Origin of the sequence: Salinarimonas chemoclinalis, from assembly GCF_041514305.1 — a bacterium.
Lineage (GTDB): Bacteria > Pseudomonadota > Alphaproteobacteria > Rhizobiales > Beijerinckiaceae > Salinarimonas > Salinarimonas chemoclinalis.
In genome coordinates, this window is the sequence record NZ_JBGMWH010000017.1 from 1 (window position 1) to 19,901 (window position 19,901).

Consider the following 19,901-nt stretch of genomic DNA (forward strand, 5'->3'; position numbering starts at 1 on the left):
CGGGCTGCGCGGGCGCGGCCGGCGCCGCGCGGGCGATGGTGCCCGGGCGCGGCGGCGGGAGCACGGGGACGGGCACCGTCGGCGCGATCGCCGTCGGCGCGGGGGCCGGCTCGGGCGCCGGGTCGCGCCGCCAGAAGAAGGCGTCCGCGCCGCCGACGGAGCCGGCGAGCATCGCGCCCGCCAGCATCGGCGCGACGAGGAGCCTCGCGGCACGGTCTCGGGTGGTGCGGGTGCGCGTCATCGCCTGTCTCCCCGGCCTCTCTCTCACGGTCGCGAGCCCCCGACGGGAGAGGGGCGTCGTGCGTTCGCGGTCCCCGATAGCGTCGCGCTGTGGCGAAACGGGGGCTCCGGCCGCGCCGGCGTCCCGCGCCTCACTCGTCGTCGTCGCCCCCCGTGTCGGCGCCGCCGCGGGCGCCGCCCTCCATCAGGATCTCGCGCTTGCCCGCGTGGTTCGCCGGGCCGACGATGCCCTCGCGCTCCATGCGCTCCATCAGCGAGGCCGCGCGGTTGTAGCCGATCTGCAGCCTTCGCTGGATATAGGAGGTCGATGCCTTCTTGTCGCGCAGGACCACCGCCACCGCCTGGTCGTAGACGTCCCCGCCCGGATCGCCGAAGGCGCCCTTGTCGAACACGGCCCCGTCGTCCCCGCCGCTCGCGCCCGCCGCGGCCTCCTCGTCGTCGAGGGTGACGGCGTCGAGATAGGCCGGCCGGCCCTGGCGCTTCAAGTGGCCGACGACGTGCTCGACCTCGTCGTCCGAGCAGAAGGGCCCGTGCACGCGGGTGATTCGCCCGCCGCCGGCCATGTGCAGCATGTCGCCCTGCCCGAGCAGCTGCTCGGCGCCCATCTCGCCCAGGATCGTGCGCGAATCGATCTTGGAGGTGACCTGGAAGGAGATGCGGGTGGGGAAGTTCGCCTTGATCGTGCCGGTGATGACGTCCACCGAGGGGCGCTGCGTCGCCATGATCAGGTGGATGCCCGCCGCGCGCGCCATCTGGGCGAGGCGCTGGATCGCGCCCTCGATCTCCTTGCCGGCGACCATCATCAGGTCGGCCATCTCGTCGACGATGACGACGATGTAGGGGAGGGGCTGGAGATCCATCTCCTCCTCCTCGTAGATCGCCTCGCCGGTCTCGCGGTCGAAGCCGGTCTGCACCGTGCGGGTGATCACCTCGCCGCGCTCCACCGCCTCGACGACGCGGGCGTTGAAGCCGTCGATGTTGCGCACGCCGAGCTTCGACATCTTCCTGTAGCGGTCCTCCATCTCGCGCACCGCCCACTTGAGGGCGACGACCGCCTTCTTGGGGTCCGTCACCACGGGCGAGAGGAGGTGGGGGATGCCGTCGTAGATCGACAGCTCCAGCATCTTCGGATCGACCATGATCAGCCGGCACTGCTCCGGCGTATGCCGATAGAGCAGCGAGAGGATCATGGTGTTGATCGCCACCGACTTGCCCGAGCCGGTGGTGCCGGCCACCAGCAGGTGCGGCATCTTGGCGAGGTCGGCGATCACCGGCTCGCCGCCGATGGTCTTGCCGAGGCACAGCGCGAGCTTGTGCTTCGTCGCCTCGAAATCGTGGGAGGCGAGCAGCTCGCGCAGGTAGACCGTCTCGCGCTTGGCGTTGGGCAGCTCGATGCCGATGGCGTTGCGCCCGGGCACCACGGCGACGCGGGCGGAGACCGCCGACATCGAGCGGGCGATGTCGTCCGCGAGCGAGATCACGCGGCTCGACTTGGTGCCCGGCGCGGGCTCGAGCTCGTAGAGCGTGACGACCGGGCCGGGGCGCACGTTGATGATCTCGCCGCGCACGCCGAAGTCCTCGAGGGTCGATTCGAGCAGGGTCGCGTTCTGCTCCAGCGCCTCCGCCGAGACCGCGGGCGTGCCCGAGCGCTTGGGCTCGGCCAGGAGCTGGAGCGGGGGCAGCTCGTAGTCGCTCTCGTCGAGGAAGCTCGGCTGGGCCTCGCGCTTGATGCGCTTGCCCGGCTTGAGCGCGGCGACGGGCATCTGCACGCGCGAGGGCTGGGCCGGCTCGTCTTCGAAGACCTCGTCGTCGGCGAAGTCCTCCTCGGGCTCGGGCTCGGGCTCGCGGGCGCGCACGGGCTTCGACCCGGCGGGCACGGGCCGCGCGGCGGGTCGAGGGGGAGCGGTCGCCCGACGGGGCTCCTCCCAGGGCGCCGCATCGAGGTCCTCGGCGTCCTCGCGATGCGCCTCCGCCTCCGCCCAGCCGGGCTCGTCCGCGGGCTCGTCCCAATCGTCGTAGGCGGCCTCCTCGCGAGCCGGCGCGGGGCGCGGGGGGGCCGGACGCGCGGGCGCCGGGCGGGCGGCGGCGGGGCGTGCCGGGCGCTGCGGGGGCGCGAATCCGTCGTCGAGCACCGGCTCGCGGCGATGCGGGCCGGCGAAGGCGAAGTCCTCCTCGGCGCGCCGGGCGGCGAGCGCCGCGCGGGCGAGCGCGACGCCGCGGCGCAGCGCTCCGCGCGCGCTCATGACGCCGTGCGCCACCGCGCCGAGCCAGACCAGCGCACGGCCGGGATCGTCCTCGCGGCCCGGCTCGTCGAGGTCGTCGAGGTCGATCGGCCCGCGGCGGCGCGGCGGGGCGACCTCCTCCTCCATCTCCTCCTCGTCGTCGTCGGCGAAGCCGTAGCCGCAGGCGGCGGTGAGCGAGAGGATGGCGATCGCCGCGAAGACGAATCCCACGAAGGCGGCGGCCGGGCCGTCGGCGATGCCCGTCACGGTGCCCACCGCGCCGAGCAGCGCGTCGCCGCACACGCCGCCGAGCCCCGTCGGCAGGGGCCAGCGCGCCGTCGCCGGCAACGCCGCCGCGACCGCGGTCGCCGCGCCGGCGCCCACCAGCAGGAGGCCGATGCGCAGGGACAGGCGCGGCAGCGCGCCCGCCCGCAGCAATTGCCAGCCCCACAGGGCGAGCGGCGCGATCAGCGCGACCGCGCCGAGCCCGACGAGCTGCATCACCAGATCCGCCGCCACGGCGCCGGGGAAGCCGAGCAGGTTGCGCACGGGCCCGTCCGTCGCGTGGTTGAGGCTCGGGTCCTCCACGGACCACGTCGCGAGCGCGAGCGCGAGCGCGAGCGCCGCGGCGAGGAGCACGAGCCCCGTCGTCTCGGCGAGCCGGCGGCGCAGGAACCCGCGCAGGGCGTCCTTGAGCTCGTCGGCGGGTGAGGGGGCGCGGCGTCGTGCGGGCATGGTCCGATCGAAGCTTGGTGGCGACGGTCGGAGGGTAGGGAGGGCGAGTTAAGGGCCGCTTAACCTTGAGGCGATCGTGGCGCGGCGAGGGCGACACGCGGTGCGAACGGGCATCGGGCGCCCGCGCGATGCGCGCGCGAACGGCGCGGAGCGGAACGGTAGCGGCTCCTCGATCATTGCCTCCTGCATCAGCTCGTCCGGAAACGCATGCTCGAGATCTGGCTCAAGGCCTTTCACATCGCCGTCCTGTCGCTCTGGGCGGCGGGGCTCGTCGCGCTTCCCGCCCTCATCGGGCCGCGGGGCGCGGCCTCGGACGACGAGTACGCGCGGCGCCTGCGCTTCACGCGGCTCGCCTTCGAGTTCGTGATCTCGCCCGCGGCGTTGTTCACCGTCGCGAGCGGTGTCGCGCTGATCTTCGTCGCCACCTGGGAGACGCCGTGGCTCGCGGGCAAGCTCGCCGCGGTCGGCGGCATGGGGCTCCTGCACATGCTCATCGGCCGCGGGCTGTCGCGACACGCCCGGCGGCTCGAGGCGGGTCCCGCCCTGCGGGGGTTGATCACGCTGGGCGTCCTCGTCTGCATCGCCGCCGTGCTCGGCTTCGTGCTCGGCAAGCCGCCGCTGCCGGACACGATCTTTCCCGCCTTCATGCGTGACGGACGCCCCGACGGCTTCCTCGACGGCATCGACCTCTGGGGCGCTCTCTCAGGGGGTGTGCGCCAGATCGCCGCCGCCGGCTTGCTCCTCCCGGCTCTGCCGCGCATCCTCCTCCGGCGTCGCGACGCCGAAGCGATGCTCGAAGACGAGCTTGCCGCCGTGCCAGCCGGCGAAGCCCACGAGGAGGAGCTGGAGGCCGGACAGCGCCAGGCCCCAGGGCAGGACGGCGGCCTCGAAATCCTCGATCCGGTGCGCCCAGTTGAGCGCGAGCACGGCGAGCAGCGTCATGGCGATGACGCCGTGCGTCCAGGCCGCCGCGCGGCGCCGCGCTCCCGGCACCAGAATCATCTCGCCGAAGCCCGAGAGCGCGGCGGCGCAGCCCATGACGAAGGCGGCGCCCGCGCCCCACATCCCGGAGCGGGCGAAGAAGGGGTCGAGCGTCCACCAATAGGCCGCGTCGGAGGCGGCGACCCAGAAGGCGCCGGCGATGGGGAAGGCGACGAGCATCGCATGGATCGGATGCCCGAACAGCGCGACGCGGCTGTCGAGATCGCCGAGCGAGCGGGGCTTGTCCAGGATGGTATCGACGACGTTCGAACGGTTCACGCGCATCTCGTCTCCTCGTCTTCTCGCCGCCTGCGGGCGGGTTTCCTCGTCTGTCTCGCGGGCGGGCTCGGCGGCTGCGCGGGCCCGCTCTCGACGCTCGATCCCGCCGGCCCGGTGGCCGACGGCATCGCCACGCTGTGGTGGGTGATGTTCGCCGGCGCGGTCGCGATCCTCGTGGTCGTCTGCGCGCTGGCGATCGTCCCCTTCCTTCAAGCGCGGCGGGGCGATGCGGTTTCATCGCGCGTGCCGCGGGATGCGGTCTGGCTCGCCGGCGGCGGCCTCGCCTTCCCGCTCGTGACGCTCACGGCGCTCATGCTCTGGGCCTTCGTGATCGAGCCGATCGACGACGCCGCCCTGACCGGCGAGGAGCCGGTGCGCATCGCCGCGACCGGGCGGCAATGGGCCTGGACCTTCGTCCACGAGGATGCGCCCGGGGGCGCGCTGGCGCTCGACGGGGTGATGCACGTGCCGGCGGGGCGGCCCGTGGAGATCACGCTCGCGAGCGTCGACGTCATCCATTCCTTCTGGGTGCCGCGCCTCGCCGGCAAGCGCGACGCCATCCCGGGGCGCGTCAACACGATCACGGTCCGCGCCGAGGCGCCCGGCACCTATGCCGGCCTCTGCGCCGAATATTGCGGGGAGGGTCACGCCTTCATGCGGCTCGAGGTCGTGGCGCACGCGCCGGAGGACTACGCGGCGGCGCTCGCGCGTCTGGTCGCCGATGCGGAGGCACCGCGATGACCGAACCCGGCACCGCCGCGCGCCGCGCCCGCGCGATCCGCCTGCACCGGGCGCTCCACGCCGTCTGGGACACGCCGCCCGGCTGGGCGCGGCTCGGCGCGGTGAATCATTCGATCGTCGGGCGGCGCTTCATGCTGACCGCGCTCTTCTTCTTCGTCGCGGCGGGACTGCTCGCGATGCTGCTGCGCACGCAGCTCGCGTTGCCGCTCAACGACGTGCTCGGGCCGGGCGCCTACGCGCAGGTGGTGACCCTGCACGGCACGGTGATGATGTTCCTGTTCGCCATCCCCTTCATCGAGGGCATGGCGCTCTACCTGCTGCCGAAGCTGCTCGGCGCGCGCGATCTCGCGTTCCCGCGCCTCTCCGCCTTCGGCTACTGGTGCTACCTGATCGGCGGCTCCGTGGTGCTGGGCTCCATCGCCTTCGGGGCGGCGCCCGACGGCGGCTGGTTCATGTACACGCCGCTCTCGTCGAAGCCCTATTCGCCGGGCATCGGGGCCGATGTCTGGCTCCTCGGCATCACCTTCGTCGAGGTCTCCGCGATCGCGGCGGCGGTCGAGATCACGGTGACCATCCTGAAGGTGCGCGCGCCGGGCATGTCGCTCGGGCGCATGCCGATCATGGCCTGGTACCTGCTGGTGACCGCGCTGATGATCCTCGGCGGCTTCCCGCCCCTGATCCTCGGCTCGGTCCTGCTCGAGGTCGAGCGCGCCTTCGGCTGGCCGTTCTTCTCGCCCGAGAAGGGCGGCGATCCGCTCCTGTGGCAGCACCTGTTCTGGCTCTTCGGGCACCCGGAGGTCTACATCATCTTCCTCCCCGCCGCGGGCGCGATCTCGACGATCCTGCCGGTCTTCGCGCGCCGCCCGATCGTCGGCTACGCCTGGGTCGTCTCGGCCGTGGTGGCGCTCGGGTTCCTGTCCTTCGGGCTGTGGGTCCACCACATGTTCGCGACGGGCCTGCCGCGCCTGTCGCTCGCCTTCTTCTCGGCGGCCTCGCTGCTGGTCGCCGTGCCGACGGGCGTGCAGGTCTTCGCCTGGCTCGCGACGCTGGCCAAGGGGCGGCCGGTGCTCACGCTACCGATGCTCTACATCCTGGGCTTCTTCTTCGTGTTCGTCGCCGGCGGGCTGACGGGTGTGATGGTGGCGATCGTTCCCTTCGACGAGCAGGTACACGACACCCACTTCGTCGTCGCCCACCTGCACTACGTCCTCATCGGAGGCTTCGTCCTGCCGATCCTCGGCGCGATCTATTATTGGCTCCCGCAGATCAGCGGGCGAATGCCGGTCTTCGGGCTCGGCAAGACGGCGTTCTGGCTGATCTTCGCGGGCTTCAACATCACCTTCCTCGTCATGCACTGGACGGGGCTGCTCGGCATGCCGCGCCGGGTCTTCACCTACGAGGCGGGGCTCGGCTGGCACGCGCCGAATCTGATCTCCTCGGTCGGCGCCTTCGTGCTGACGATGGGCTTCGCCCTCGTCGCGCTCGACCTCTTCCTCCAATTGCGCCACGGCCGCTCGTTCCGGCGCGATCCGTGGAACGCCGGGACGCTCGAATGGGCGATGCCGACGCCGCCGGCGTCGTACGCCTTCGCCAGCCTGCCGCACGTGGCGAGCCGCGATCCGCTCCACGACGATCCGACCCTCCCCCAATGCCTGGCCGCCGGCGAGGGCTATCTCGGGCGCGTGCGCGAGGGGCGCATGGAGACGCTCGTCGTCTCCATGGTGGACGCGAAGCCCGAGCAGATCCTCGTCCTGCCCAACCAGGATCGGGGGCCGCTGTGGACCGCGCTGTCGCTCGCGGTCTTCTTCGGCGCGCTGCTCGCCTCGCTCTACTGGCTCGCCCCGGTGGGCCTCGTCCTCACCCTGGTCTTCGCCTGGCGCTGGGCCGCGAGCGGTGCGATGCGGGCCGATCCGCCGCCGGAGGACGCGGGGCGCGGCGTGGTGCTGCCGCTCCACGTCGCGGCGGCGCGCCCGCCGACCTGGTGGGCGATGCCGTTCCTGCTCCTGGCGGACGCGATCCTGTTCTCGTCGCTCGCTTTCGGCGTGGTCTTCCTCGCGGCCTTCGCCCCCGGCTGGCCGGCGCCGAGCCCGCCCGATCTGCCCGGCGTCGCCGCCCTCGTCTGTGCCGCGGCGCTCGTCGGCGCGGGGAGTGCCGGCGTCGGGGCCGGATGGGCGAACCGGCGAGCGGGAATCGCCCGCGGCGTGGCGCGGGACGCGTGCCTCGCGGTCGCGGCGGTGGCGAGCACGGTCGCGCTCGGTGCGCTCGCACGGCTGGCGCTCGGCCTCGCCCCGACGAGCCACGCGCATCACGCCGTCGTCGGCGCGCTCCTCGCCTACGTCGCGCTCCACGCGACCGTCGGCCTCATCCTGAGCGCGTTCTGCTTGCGCCTGTCTCTCGGCGGCGCGATCTCGGCGCTGCGGCGCTCGCCGGTGGAGATCGCCGCGATGTGGCAGCTCTACACGGCGGCGACGGGTCTCGTGGCGCTCGTGCTCGCGCTCCTCGCGCCGGAGGCCCTGCGCCCGCCGGAGGTCGTCCGGTGAGCGTGCTTTCGCGTCCCTCCGGCCTCCTGTGGCTCGTCGCGGGCTTCCTCGTCTGGTCCTCGGCGTTCCTCGTCCTCTACGGTCTGCACGCGATCGGCTGCGTCCGTGCCTGGGACGCGGAAACGCTGAGGGGCGCCCTCGTCGCCGCGTGGGGCGTGCACCTCGTCGTCGCGGGCGGCCTCGTGCCGCTCGCGCGGCGGGCGCGGCGCGGCGTGCGCGACGACGCGGAGGGGCGCGGCGACGCGGAGGGGCGCGGCGCGGGGTTCGTCGCGCGCGCGGCCGTCGTCCTCTCCACGGCGGCCTTCGTGGCGACGCTGTGGATCGGCCTGCCGCTCCTCGCCTATCCGCTCTGCCGATAGGGCGCCGGGCGTGCGGGACGATCAGAGCCTGCCGTCGGGGCGGCGACGCCACGGCACGAGGCGCCGCGACGATCTCACAGGGCTGGACGAGGGAGGACCTGGTGGAGCTGAGGGGAGACCACCGCAACGAAGTTGAAGGCCTTTCGCTGTAAGGAAAGCCTTGCTAGCCAAGGCGTCCGGGTACGGAACCCGGGTACAAGGGTGGGTACAAGGCGGAGACTCCACATGCCGCGGAAGAGGTCCGGGGACCTGAGCTATCTCGAGAAGCACGGGGCCCATTACCGGGTCACCCTGGGCGTCCCCAAGGAGCTCCAGAAGAAGCTCGGCACGAGGCTGAAGCGGTCGCTCGGGACCGACAGCCTCACCGTCGCCAACGCGATGAAGTTCGCCGTCCTCCACGAACTCCGCACGATCATCGACCAGGAACGGGAGCTCCGGGCCGGCAAGCCGCGTGACGTCATCCGCACCGCTGCGCAGATCCGAGCAATGTACCGCACTGCGCACGGCGAGGAGGCGGCCATGCTCGCGCAGGCCATCGTCGAGCACGCCGCCGAAATCCGCGGCCCAGAGATCGGCGAGGTGATCGATCCGGAGACCGGGGACGCCGCCTTCTTATACGACCCCGGGCGATCCGCGTTGGCCGCCGACTTCAGCCGCGTGGCGACCGGGCGCGCGACGCCTCTGATGCTCTTCCACGACGAGTTTCTCGCGGGCCTCCAGGTCAAGGAGCGTACGAAGAACGACAGCACCCGGGCGGTCGGCTATCTCGTCGACTTCTGCGAGAAGCGGAACATCGCACCGGCGGTCGAGGCGATCACCGTCAGCGTCGCCATTCAGTTCATGGCCCATCTCGGTAAAGGCGGCATGGGGCGTGATCCCGCCACGCAGAAGAAGTACCTGACGCGCCTCAACTGCTACTGGCGCTGGATGGGCGAAACGCACGAGATCGGCCCCAACCCTTGGGCGGAGCGCAAGGTGCCCAAGGGCCCATCCAAGGTCCAAGAGCGGCCGTTCACGGCGGAGGAACTGCGGCTGCTTCTGATCGGCGGCGCTCCGGCGAAGCTGCATGACCTGATGATGATCGCGGCGCTGACCGGAGCCCGCCTCGAGGTGATCACGAAGCTCAAGGTCAGGGACTGCGTCGATGGCGGCATCCGCTTCGCGGCAGCCAAGACCGAGGAGTGCGAGCGCGACGTGCCCATCCACCCCGACCTCGTTCCCATCATCGAACGGCGGTGTCGCGGCAAGCGCCTCGACGACGACATGTTTCCGGAATGGCCTCCGCCGAAGAAGGCAGACTCCAAGAGGGAGCGGTCATTCAAGGCCAGCAACATGTTCACGCTATACCGCAGGAAGGTCGGCGTGCAGGAGATGGTCCCCGGCCAGCGCAGATCCCTGGTCAACTTCCATTCGTTCAGGCGCTGGTTCACGACCGAGGCCGAGCGCGTCGGAGCGTTGAAGAACATCATCTCGGCGATCGTCGGACACAAGGACGGCAACATCACCCTCGACCGGTACAGCTCCGGCCCGAACTGGGAGCAGGCGAAGGAACTGATCGAGAAGATCCGCCTGCCGCCTCTCGACCAGGGCCCGGTGCCCGAGAAGCGGGCTCTGCAGCGGATCAGGCGATAGGGTTGACGGCGTACCCGCCCGCCGCGACTTGTGTTCTGGTTATCGTTCCCGCAACATGATCGTTGGGTCCGTATGTGCGCTAGAATGCACGCAGGCGATTCGTCTGCTACGGTGAAAAGCAAGAAATCCGAATAAGGCCGACGAGCGACGTAGCATTCTAGGGGGCGGGCTGATGTCCCACGATCAGCGGTCCAGGCGAGGGAGCGACCTCGATCGAATGCAGCGGGACCGCGCAGCGGCGCAGGCCCGAAAGCTCGCTATGCTGCCCGGGCTCAAGCGGGTCGGGTCGGAAGGCCCAGCAAATGATCTCCACAGGCCCTCGGAAATCGGCGGCACGGCGTGCGGGACAGAGCCCACAGGCGGGACCGGGCCGGATCATACGATTTCTACGGCAGCCGACGCGGCTTCCTGCTTGGAGCCGCGGTGCCGTGTCGTTGATCGCATGTCGCTCGGGCACGGCGATCTTCAGCCGCCGCACCTTGTCCGCGTAATCGCCGGCATCTGTTTGGCGCCCAGGCCGGAACGCCCGGTGTGCATCGTCCTCCCTTCGGTCGAGCTCCTTGCGTCGCTGGCGGCTATCGTCGCCGCGATCGAGCACTTGGCGTCCGATTTGCCCACGGAGCTCGCCGACTATCCGACCAAGCTGGCACCGGGAACGCGTGTGCGGCTCTGCTCGACCGGCGAGGTCTTCGAGGTGGGCGAATTCAGCCGCTCACTGAATGCGCTCGCCCTGCACCTCACCGACAAGCGAAACCGCACCTCGAACGGGAAGCGCTTCGTCTTCGCCGATCAGGTCGCCCTCTTCGAGCCCACCACGAGGATCTTGCCGAAAGGGGGATCGGGGACGGCGTTCGAACGACCGCCCATGACCGACCTCGATATCGTTCTGGGTACTCCGTTCTACTCGAATTCCGGGCTCGTCCGGACGCGCGTGCTGATGCAGGGCAACCGGACCGATTTCCAGCGGGCGCTCGACGGACTGAAGATACGCCCGCTTTCCGGAGACCCCGAAGCCGCGCCGCTCGCGTCCGGGTTCCCGTTCGGCGGCTTCGGAGACGACGGCGTGCCACGCGTCACGCGCCCTGACGGCTCGGCGGGGCGCCCGCTGGTCGCGACGGCACGCGACTTGTCCGAAATGAAGCGATATTGCGATGGGTCGGAGCCAAGCAGTTGCCTCGTGCTGACCGATCGGATCGACGGGGTGCTCGCGGACCTCGACCTCGCGGGCCGCATCGCGGAAAGGCAGCGCTTGGTCGTCTTGGTAGACGCGAAGCGCCGCGAGGACCTCGCGCCCCTGCGTCGCCAGCGGTGGACCGTCTGGGAGCCGACACCGTCGGAAATACTCGGACGGGAGACCCCGACCTTCACGACCGGATGTCCAGGCATAACCCGCGCGCTTCGCGCCGCCGAGGCGGAGAGGTTTAGAGCGCCGGGCTACCTGACCTCGACCGCGCCGCATTTGGGCGAGATCGACAAAATGATCGAGCGCATCGGTGGCCTCCTGGACAACGAATGCGTCGAGCACGAGCCATGGGTCGAGGACGTCCTCGCGGCCACGCGCGGCGCCTTCTTCGCCGCCGGTTCGTGGCTCGGTCCACCCACCGGTGCGCGTCTCGAAATGATCGAGGCTGACCTTCGCGTTCTTCAAGCCGAGGCCCCCCGGATGCGGTGGCATCTCGGCGCCGAAGCCGGAACGGCGCTGATCGATCTCGCGGAAGCGGTGGTGGCGTTCCGGTCGTCGATCGAGGCTGCGGGCGTTTCGCCGAAGGGGCGGAGCTTGCTGGAGTTGGCCGCGAACGCGAACGGATCGGGGCGTAAGCCCGTGTTCGTCGCAGGGAACAGGCAAAACCGGGAGGAGGCCGACGTCTTCCTTCGCGCCAATGGACTCGATCAGCGGTGCTTGGCGATCCCGGACCTCCATGCCCTCGACGAGACGGCAAGCGTCGTCGCCTTCTCGGTAATGCAGCGCGACCTGTTCCATCGTCTCGTCGATCCGTGGCCCCGCGGGACCGTCCTCTTTCTCGGCTACGCCTACGAGGTCGACTGTTATCGGCGCCGGCTCCTCCGTCGTGAGGAGTTGCGTGCCAGGGGCCGTTTGGACCCCACCCGAAGGCTCGCTCTCACCGGCGTTCCGGACGAGTTCTTCGGCAACGACGAGCCGCTCGCCGATGCGGCCTCCCCGTCGGAGGAGGACGAGCGCCTGACGAAGTTCGACCGCGTCACACGCGACCGGAGTTCCTCGAAGCGGGTGACGTTGCCGTCTGGAAGGCCCGGCGAAGAATTGTGCGACGTGACGGTCGTCCGCTTCGTCGGTCGCTCCATCCTTCCCATGACGGACGAGCACACGTCGATCGTGCTCGGTGCGGCAAAGGGCAAGGCGTCGGTGTCCTCGGCGCGGGTCGGCGACTTGACCGTCGGCAGCCGCATCGTCGTACGCGACGGCGGCGATCGCGACATCGTACGCATCATCGCCGAGGGGCAGGTCGGCACCGCGACCTATGCGGACCTGCGACGGCGGGCCAACCTCTGGCAGGTCGCCCTGCGTTCGAGTGACGGCGATCCGAAGGAGATCGCGGCCGTGCTCCGTGAGCAGGGCGTCGTGCGGAACTTGGTGACGGTTCGATCATGGCTCGTCAACGACGACATGATCGGACCGCGCTCCGAGCAGGATTTCCGGGCCATTCAGGAGGCGTTTCCGCTCCGCGGCCGCGGAGCGCGGGAATGGGACGAGTGTTGGAAGGCGATCAGCGATCTGCGTTCCCTGCACGTCTTGGCCGGGAACAGCCTGACGGAAAGGCTCGCCGCCAGATGCGGGCGGATGCTCTTCGAGCCCTCGGACACAGAGATGGCAGTCGATCTGGGCATCGGAACCGTGTGGATCCTGGAGGTTTCCGCCATCGAGGACGCCACCCGCCAGTGTCCCGCCAGTCACGGCAATCGGCTCATTTGGCTCGATCAGGAATGGCGCCAGCGTCTCCTTGCGATGCCCGTGCAGCACGAGGCGGCCTGAAATGGCGAGGATGATCCCCAACGTCGTCGATCCGTCGGTGGTGGCCTCCGAGAGGCGTGTCTTCGATGCGATTCGCGACGCCGGAGCGGGGCGGGATTGGATCGTGCTGCATTCGCTTGGACTGTCGAGCGAGTGGGGCGGTGAGTTCGGCGAGATCGACTTCGTGGCGATCATGCCCGGACGAGGTATCGTCTGCGTCGAGGTGAAAGGCGGCGGCGTATCGGTAAGCGACGGCGTATGGACCACACGCGACCGCCATGGCCGCACCGAGAGACTGAAGCGGAGCCCATACCGCCAAGCACAAGACGGTATGTGGAAGCTCCTGTCGGCCATCACGAAGCGGTTCGGCGTCGGCTCGCAGGAGGCACGCTGCCCGATCGGTTGGTTGGCCGTGTTTCCCGATGTCCAGTGCCCACCGATCACGACGGAAGCGGCGAGGGACGAGATCGTGGACCGAGACGACTTCGACGAAGACATCGGCCCGCGCATCCACTCGGCACCGTCCCTCGCTCGCCTGCTAGGACGCCCCGATCTGGTGCCGCCGCACCAGGGCGTGTGCGAGCGGATCGTCGGTTTCCTCCGGCCGGGCTTCGAGCGCGTCGCCGCGCCTTCGTCGCAGGACTGGGACGCGGAGCAGCGGATCAAGGCGCTCACCGAGGAGCAGTACGAAGCACTCGACAGCCTCGCCGACAACGCTGCCTGCCTTCTGACTGGTCCGGCGGGTACCGGCAAGACGCTGCTGGGCTTGGAAAGCGCACGGCGCGCGGCTGCCCGGGGCGAAGACGCGCTCGTGCTTTGCTTCAACAGCCATTTGGGCCGCTTCCTCAGCGAGGCAGTCCAAGGCTTTGGGCCGGGGCGCGTCGTCGCCGGCAACGTCCACGCCGTCTTGAGGGAGCGCATCCTCGCCTCGTCGTTCGCAAGCGAATTCGCGCGCACCGAGCGGGAGCTCGCCCGGGAACAGTTCTACGGCGGGACCTTCTACGATCTGGGCGCGCTCGCCGTCGAAGAAGGGTCCGAGCGTTTCGACCATATCGTGATCGACGAGGTGCAGGACATCCCCGCCGCTCGCGTCGGCGACCTCGTGAAGTCCTGGGAGCGAAAGCGGGGCGGAGCCCGGCTCGTCATGCTCGGCGACTTCACGAGACAGGCCCTGTTCACCGGGGCAAGCGACACCTCGACGTCGCTACTGGCACAGGCCGTCGGGCCGTTCGCAAATTTCGGGCTTCGCCTCAACTGCCGCAACACGCGCCGCATCGCGCTTCAAACGGCCACTCTCAGCGGCCTGGGCGATCAGCGTCTCAGCGAAAAGCAGCCGGAAGGCGATCAGGTCAGCCTGCAGTTCTACGACAGCGACGAAGCCGGCCTCGACCATCTCGACCGCATCGTGCGTGCTGTCCGCGAGACAGGGCAAAAGGCGCGCGACGTCATCCTCCTCGGACCGCGCCGTAGGGAGAATTCTCTGCTGGCGAACGTCAGCAAGGTCGGTGGATGGCCCCTCCGCGATCTCGGAGGCGCCGGTCCCGGCGATCTCGCATACTCGACCATCCACGCGTTCAAGGGCCTGGAACGACCGGTCGTCATCCTCATCGACGTGGAGGGCGGGTCCCCGGAGGAATGCGACGCTCTTCTGTACGTCGGCATGACCCGTGCCCGTCTACGCCTGTTCATAGTCGCACCAGCCGCGGTCCGCCCTGCCATGGAACAGCGGATGGCCGCCGCCGCCCTGGCCGCAATCGGAGTGAAGCACCCATGAAGGTGTCCAGCGTCGCCTCCACGAGAGACGTCCGCGATCACATGATCGACGCGCTCCGCCGCGAGCTGATCGGCCCGTCACCCGGTTTTCCGCTCGTCCAGTACCGGGGTAAGGACCACCCACTCAATGGCCAAGAGATCCTCAGGCAGCAGGATCCGCCGCGCTATCGATACTCGGCCGGCATCCTGTTCCCGGCTGGGGTTAAGTTCTCGGCCACACTGGACGCCAGCCAGGAAGCAGCCGACATCGAGGCTTCCCGGGACGTCGGCTCGGAGGGCGTGGGTGGGGTGGCAGACGAAGCTTCCGGCCTCGACCAACCCGCCATCGAGAGCGGCATGGCCGAGGACCGAGCGCCGGACGTCGACATCGAGGTGGACCCGACTTCGTCCTTTCTCCCCAGCACGATGGGCCTCAGTTTCCTCGCCGATGTCGGTGCGGGCATCCGCATCGAGGCTTCCTGGGGCACCTACCACAAGGAGTTCGTGAAGGACTTCCCCGGCTACCGCAAAGACGGACGCGATCCGGAGCTCTGGTTCCGTACGCCGGGAACCGCCACGGAAGAGATCGCCGCCGCCGACATCGTCGGCGTCGACCGCATCATGCGCCCGACACGAATTCGCATCTCGCCTCCCGATGCCCACGGCCAGCTCGACATCGACATCGTCAGCCGCCCCTGGGATGGAAGGCGACGGCTCATCACGGTGACGCTCGTCAACTCCGGGACGCAAACGCGTCCGATCAACGAGAACTGCTTCTTCCAGTGCGAGATGTCCATCGTTCCGTTGGACGGCACCTCGGTCTTACCCTACCAGGGTCGCCCAGCCTCGCTGCAGGACGACGAGGAACGCTCCTTGGCGCTCCTCTATCGCCATCGGCCGAACTTCGCCGTCGGCCACGGCTGTTCAGCGGATTGGAGCCTTTCACCGGAGGGCAATGTTCTCCGTCTCCGAACGGAAACGCTCCCTGTGTTCTCGCAGCCCCCGGTCCTTCCGCTGGAGGAGGCGGAGGGCGTCGAGCTTTCCATGCGGCGTCTGGGCCTCGCCAGGGACGCGGCCCTCTTCGGGTCCTGCAGGGCGCTCGCGAAGGCGTACGATGGGTGGATTGCGAACCGAGCCTCCGAACTGGCCGGAGACGCCTCGCTGGAGCCGGACCTCCGCAGAGTAGGTGAGAAGCATCTCGACGAGTGCCGCGCCTGCCTCGTTCGGATGATCGACGGCATCGATCTCCTCGAGCGCGATGCGGACGCCCTGGAGGCGTTCCGCATCATGAACCTCGCCATGGTCGAGCAGAGGGCGCACTACGCGCTCGCGTCGGAGGACAAGTTCCAGCGATCTTGGCTGAAGGGGCCCTCGGGCCAGGAACCAAGCGCTCCGTGCCCGACGCCGGGCTACCCCGATTCGACGCGCTGGCGACCTTTCCAGCTGGCCTTCATTTTGATGAACATCAGGTCCTTCGTCGACCCGACGCATCCCGAGCGGGCTCTGGTCGACGTGATCTGGTTCCCCACCGGCGGCGGTAAGACCGAGGCCTATCTCGGTCTCGCCGCCTTCGTCATCCTCTTGCGCCGCTTGCGAACGCCGAACGACGCGGGCGCCACCGTTTTGATGCGCTACACTCTGCGGCTGCTCACGACGCAGCAGTTCCAGCGTGCGGCGTCCCTGATCTGCGCCCTCGAAAAGCGCCGTCGGGCTGAGCCGACGCGCTTCGGGGACGTACCGATCTCCATCGGCCTGTGGCTCGGTGGGGCGGTGACGCCGAACAAGGACGACGCAGCGGTCGACGCGCTGAGCAAGCTCAAGCGGGACGGCGGCGACAATCCCTTTGTGATCCTGCGCTGCCCATGGTGCGGCGTCGACATGGGGCCACAGGACTACGACGGGGAGATCAGAGCCTTCGGGTACAAGCGGGACCGGTCGGGCGGACTGGATCGCGTGGCGTTTCGCTGCGAAGATCCGGGCTGCGCCTTTTCGGGCGACGTGGGCCTTCCGCTGGAAGTCGTCGACGAGGGCATCTACCGGCAGCCACCCACGCTCCTGATCGGCACCGTCGACAAGTTCGCGATGATGCCGTGGAACCCGGAAGCGCGCCTCCTCTTCGGGAGGGACAACCCGCAGGCCGCCACCCCGCCCGAACTCGTCATCCAGGACGAACTCCACCTCATCTCCGGTCCTCTCGGATCGATGGTCGGGCACTACGAAACGCTGATCGACGAGTTCAGCACCGCTCACCGCGAGGGGAAGCGCATTCCGGCGAAGATCGTCGCGTCGACGGCGACGATCGCGAGGGCCGCGGAGCAGGTGCACGCCGTTTACGGACGGAAGTCGGCGTTGTTCCCGCCCCAAGGCCTCGTTGCGGGCGAGTCCTTCTTCGCACGCGAGGGCGACGGCGCGTCGGGGCGAACCTACGTCGGCGTGCTCGCGACCGCCGTGCCCTCGCATGTGACCGCCCAGGTGAGGACGCTCTCCGCGCTGCTGCAGGCCTCAACGCTCGTCGACGCGGCGTCAGGCAATCTGGACGATCTCGTGGACCCCTACTGGACCCTGGTCGTCTACTTCAACAGCCTCCGAGAACTCGGGCGCGCCTCGACCCTCGTCCAGGCGGACATCCGAGAGTACCTGAACGCCGTCTGGGACCGGATCGGCCTTCCCGTGATGATGAGCACGGCGGGCGCCCCCGACCGACGCCGCTTCATCAACAATTTCGACGAGCTCACGAGCCGAATGCGGAGCAGCGAAATTCCGGCCACGCTCCAGAAGCTCTTCCGTGCTCGCCCCTCGCGAGACGCGGTGGACCTCTGCTACGCCACCAACATGATCCAGGTCGGCCTCGATGTTCCACGACTGAGCCTGATGTCGATCGTCGGCCAGCCGAAGGGCGCGTCGGAGTACATCCAGGCGTCCAGCCGCGTCGGCCGCGGTCGCGACAAGCCGGGTCTCGTCGTGACGAACTACAACCCGTTCAAGCCGAGGGACCGATCCCACTTCGAAACCTTCCGGTCCTTCCACGAGAACGCCTATCGCCACGTCGAGCCGACCAGCGTCACTCCCTTCTCTATCCCGGTCTGCGAGCGCGCGATCCACGCCCCGGCCGTAGCGGTGACCCGCTTCAGGTTCCCGCACCTTCGCGACAGTCCGCGGCTCGGTCTTTCTGCGTCCGAGCGGGCCGAGGTCACGCGGATCGTGATGGACCGCGTCCGCCTCGTCGACCCCGCCGAGACGGCTCGTGCCCAGGCGACCCTGGACCGCTTCCTCGACGACTGGGACAGGCGCAAGCCCCAGGATTACGGCAGTGTCTTCAAGACGCCCGACGATCCGCTCATCCACCCGGCTGGGCGTGCGTTCCCTGCACATCTGAGCCATCTCGCGGCTTCGGTCAGGGAGACGGCCACCTCGATGCGAAACGTCGACGCCGACTGTGAGGCCACGCCCATTACGGTGTACACGACAGGTGACGAAGCATGACGAACAGGTTCGCTAGAGGCCGCGGCGGTCGGGGCGGACGCCCCGCTGGCGGCGGGGGGGCACCGGCGGCACCGAGGCGGATCCCACGCCGCCGCCCCGTTCGCCGAGGCCAAATCATCTCGCCGTTCGGCGTTGGCGCCGTGAACGACTTCCGCAACGACGAAGCGCTGATGTGCGCGGGGCTGGACCGCTGGTTTCCCAATGCGCCGGACATCGGCTTGTGCATAAGCGAGGAGCGTCTGCAGGCCCGCCTCGGATGCAGCCACTTCGTGAAGCCGCCGGATTTTGGCGAGGGCGAGGGCACTTCCAAGGTCAAGATTCCCCACGTCCGTTTTCCGCTCTGGCATTACTGCCCGCACTGCTTCCGCATGGAGAAGACGACGCTGTTCGGCGGTCAGCCGCAATGCGACGGCTGCGCGCCCCAAGGCAAGACGTGGAAGCGACGCATGATCCCCGTCCGCATCGTGGCCATCTGCGAGGGTGGGCACATCGAGGATTTTCCCTTCCAGGAATGGATCGGCTGCAGTTGCACCGCGGCTGATCGCAAGCTGTTCTTCAAGGCCGGGCGCAGCGCGGCGAGCCTCGCCGGCATCAAGATAAGCTGCACGGCCTGCGATCGGACGAGGTCGCTGGCCGGCGCCTTCGAGGAGGGGGCCCTCACCTCCGTGAAGACGTGCTCCGGCGCCCAGCCCTGGCTCGGCCGCGAAGAGGGCGTGCATTCCTGCCAGCATCCCCTGCAGACGGTCCAGCGGGGTGGCTCGAACGTCTACTTCCCGATCGTCACGAGCTCGATCTACATCCCTCCGAGCCGCTTGGTCGAGAGCGACGTCGTTCGCAACATCCTCGACATGCCGGCCATTTGGCAGCAGCTCTCGTCGGCGTCGGTGAACGGGACCGTCCCCGAGGCGGTCTGTTTGATGCTCGCGGCCGTGTGGCCGGGCGTGACCGCCAAGGAACTCGCGGAGGCCGCGACCGCCCGCCTCGCCGGGAAGCAGTCGGTGATCGGCGTCGACAGCGAGGAGGATTTCCGTCGGCAGGAGTATGAGGTGCTGTGCAGCGGCGCCGGATCCGCAGAGGACGACCTGTTCGTCGAGCGCGCCGACGGTTCCGAGTACGGGTGGCTGGATCGATTCGTCCGCCGTGTCGGCCTCGTTCGCAAGCTTCGCGAGACGAGGGTTCACGTGGGCTTCTCTCGCCTGATGCCGCTCACGGACCGAAGCGACCCCAACGTCCAGCCTCTCTCGATCAACAGCGTCGACTGGCTTCCCGCGATCGAGGTTCGCGGTGAAGGGATCTTCGTCGAGTTGCGTGAGGACGCTATCGATGAATGGCTGGCGGACGGCAAGGCTGCGGCACGTGTCGCGAAGCTGATCAGCGAATACAACCGAAAGCGACGGGAGCGGCAGTTGGCTCCGCGTCTGATCGACGCCCGCTTCATCATGATCCAGACGCTTGCCCACGCGCTGATCAAGGAACTGACGTTCACGTGCGGCTACGGATCCTCCTCTCTGCGCGAGAGGCTTTACTGCAATCTGGAGGACCCGCAGCGTCGGATGAACGGGTTCCTGGTCTACACGGCTTCGGGTGATTCCGAGGGAACGCTGGGGGGGCTCGTTGCTCAGGGTGCCCCGAAGCGGTTCGAGCGCCTTGTCCATGATGCGCTCGCCAGGGCATCGTGGTGCTCGAACGATCCCGTCTGCATGGAGAGCCCTGACGGAGGTGCCTTCTCCTCCAATCTGGCGGCCTGCCACAGCTGCGTCCTTCTGCCGGAACCGAGCTGCGAAGAGGGCAACAGGCTGCTCGATCGAGCTCTGCTGTCGGGAACCGTGGACGATCCCGACGTCGGGTTCTTCCGCGACCTGCCCTTCCGCTGGGCGCAATGAGACGCGAGCAGCTCCCAGCCGTCCCGCGTTCGATCATGGTCGCGGAGCGAGACAGCGCCGTCTTC

Annotated in this window: 11 protein-coding genes and 1 pseudogene; 8 read left to right on the forward strand and 4 right to left on the reverse strand. The window is 69.2% G+C overall.

Annotated features, from left to right (window positions below; all coding sequences use genetic code 11):
• The 4 genes and pseudogenes from AB9M23_RS18950 to AB9M23_RS18965 form a co-directional block, all read right to left on the reverse strand.
• Nucleotides 1-241: pseudogene (locus AB9M23_RS18950) on the reverse strand (hypothetical protein); the annotation flags it as partial.
• Nucleotides 242-371: 130 nt separating this feature from the next.
• The gene (locus tag AB9M23_RS18955) at nt 372-3,197 is read right to left on the reverse strand and encodes an FtsK/SpoIIIE family DNA translocase (protein WP_372426148.1); all 2,826 of its coding nucleotides are present in this window, start codon (nt 3,195-3,197) and stop codon (nt 372-374) included.
• A 233-nt stretch (nt 3,198-3,430) separates the two neighbouring features.
• Nucleotides 3,431-3,670 (reverse strand): hypothetical protein, encoded by a 240-nt coding sequence (locus AB9M23_RS22575; RefSeq protein ID WP_504985726.1) that lies wholly within the window; start codon nt 3,668-3,670, stop codon nt 3,431-3,433.
• 229 nt (nt 3,671-3,899) lie between these two features.
• Nucleotides 3,900-4,463: a DUF2231 domain-containing protein gene (locus tag AB9M23_RS18965; RefSeq protein ID WP_372426194.1), complete on the reverse strand. Its 564-nt coding sequence runs from the start codon at nt 4,461-4,463 to the stop codon at nt 3,900-3,902.
• Between the two features lie 108 nt (nt 4,464-4,571).
• Between AB9M23_RS18965 and coxB the strand changes: the two genes are divergently transcribed.
• The 8 genes from coxB to drmB all read left to right on the forward strand — a co-directional run bounded on the left by coxB (nt 4,572) and on the right by drmB (nt 19,836).
• Complete coding sequence (gene coxB / locus AB9M23_RS18970; RefSeq protein ID WP_372426195.1) at nt 4,572-5,198, forward strand: cytochrome c oxidase subunit II; 627 nt, start codon at nt 4,572-4,574, stop codon at nt 5,196-5,198.
• A complete protein-coding gene (gene ctaD, locus AB9M23_RS18975; RefSeq protein ID WP_372426149.1) occupies nt 5,195-7,738 on the forward strand; it encodes a cytochrome c oxidase subunit I in 2,544 nt (847 codons plus the stop codon). The genes coxB and ctaD overlap by 4 nt, the downstream gene beginning before the upstream one ends.
• Nucleotides 7,735-8,097 (forward strand): hypothetical protein, encoded by a 363-nt coding sequence (locus AB9M23_RS18980; RefSeq protein WP_372426150.1) that lies wholly within the window; start codon nt 7,735-7,737, stop codon nt 8,095-8,097. The genes ctaD and AB9M23_RS18980 overlap by 4 nt, the downstream gene beginning before the upstream one ends.
• Before the next feature lie 225 nt (nt 8,098-8,322).
• Nucleotides 8,323-9,729, forward strand: a complete 1,407-nt coding sequence (locus AB9M23_RS18985; protein WP_372426151.1) for a tyrosine-type recombinase/integrase — start codon at nt 8,323-8,325, stop codon at nt 9,727-9,729.
• A gap of 442 nt (nt 9,730-10,171) precedes the next feature.
• Nucleotides 10,172-12,739 carry a DISARM anti-phage system protein DrmE domain-containing protein gene (locus tag AB9M23_RS18990; RefSeq protein ID WP_372426152.1) on the forward strand — a complete coding sequence of 856 codons (2,568 nt, stop codon included), beginning with the start codon at nt 10,172-10,174 and terminating at the stop codon, nt 12,737-12,739.
• A 1-nt stretch (nt 12,740) separates the two neighbouring features.
• The gene (locus AB9M23_RS18995; protein ID WP_372426153.1) at nt 12,741-14,492 is read left to right on the forward strand and encodes a nuclease-related domain-containing DEAD/DEAH box helicase; all 1,752 of its coding nucleotides are present in this window, start codon (nt 12,741-12,743) and stop codon (nt 14,490-14,492) included.
• Nucleotides 14,489-17,953: a helicase-related protein gene (locus AB9M23_RS19000; RefSeq protein WP_372426154.1), complete on the forward strand. Its 3,465-nt coding sequence runs from the start codon at nt 14,489-14,491 to the stop codon at nt 17,951-17,953. Before AB9M23_RS18995 ends, AB9M23_RS19000 begins: the two co-directional genes overlap by 4 nt.
• A complete protein-coding gene (gene drmB / locus AB9M23_RS19005) occupies nt 17,950-19,836 on the forward strand; it encodes a DrmB family protein (protein WP_372426155.1) in 1,887 nt (628 codons plus the stop codon). Before AB9M23_RS19000 ends, drmB begins: the two co-directional genes overlap by 4 nt.
• Nucleotides 19,837-19,901 lie beyond the last annotated feature (65 nt).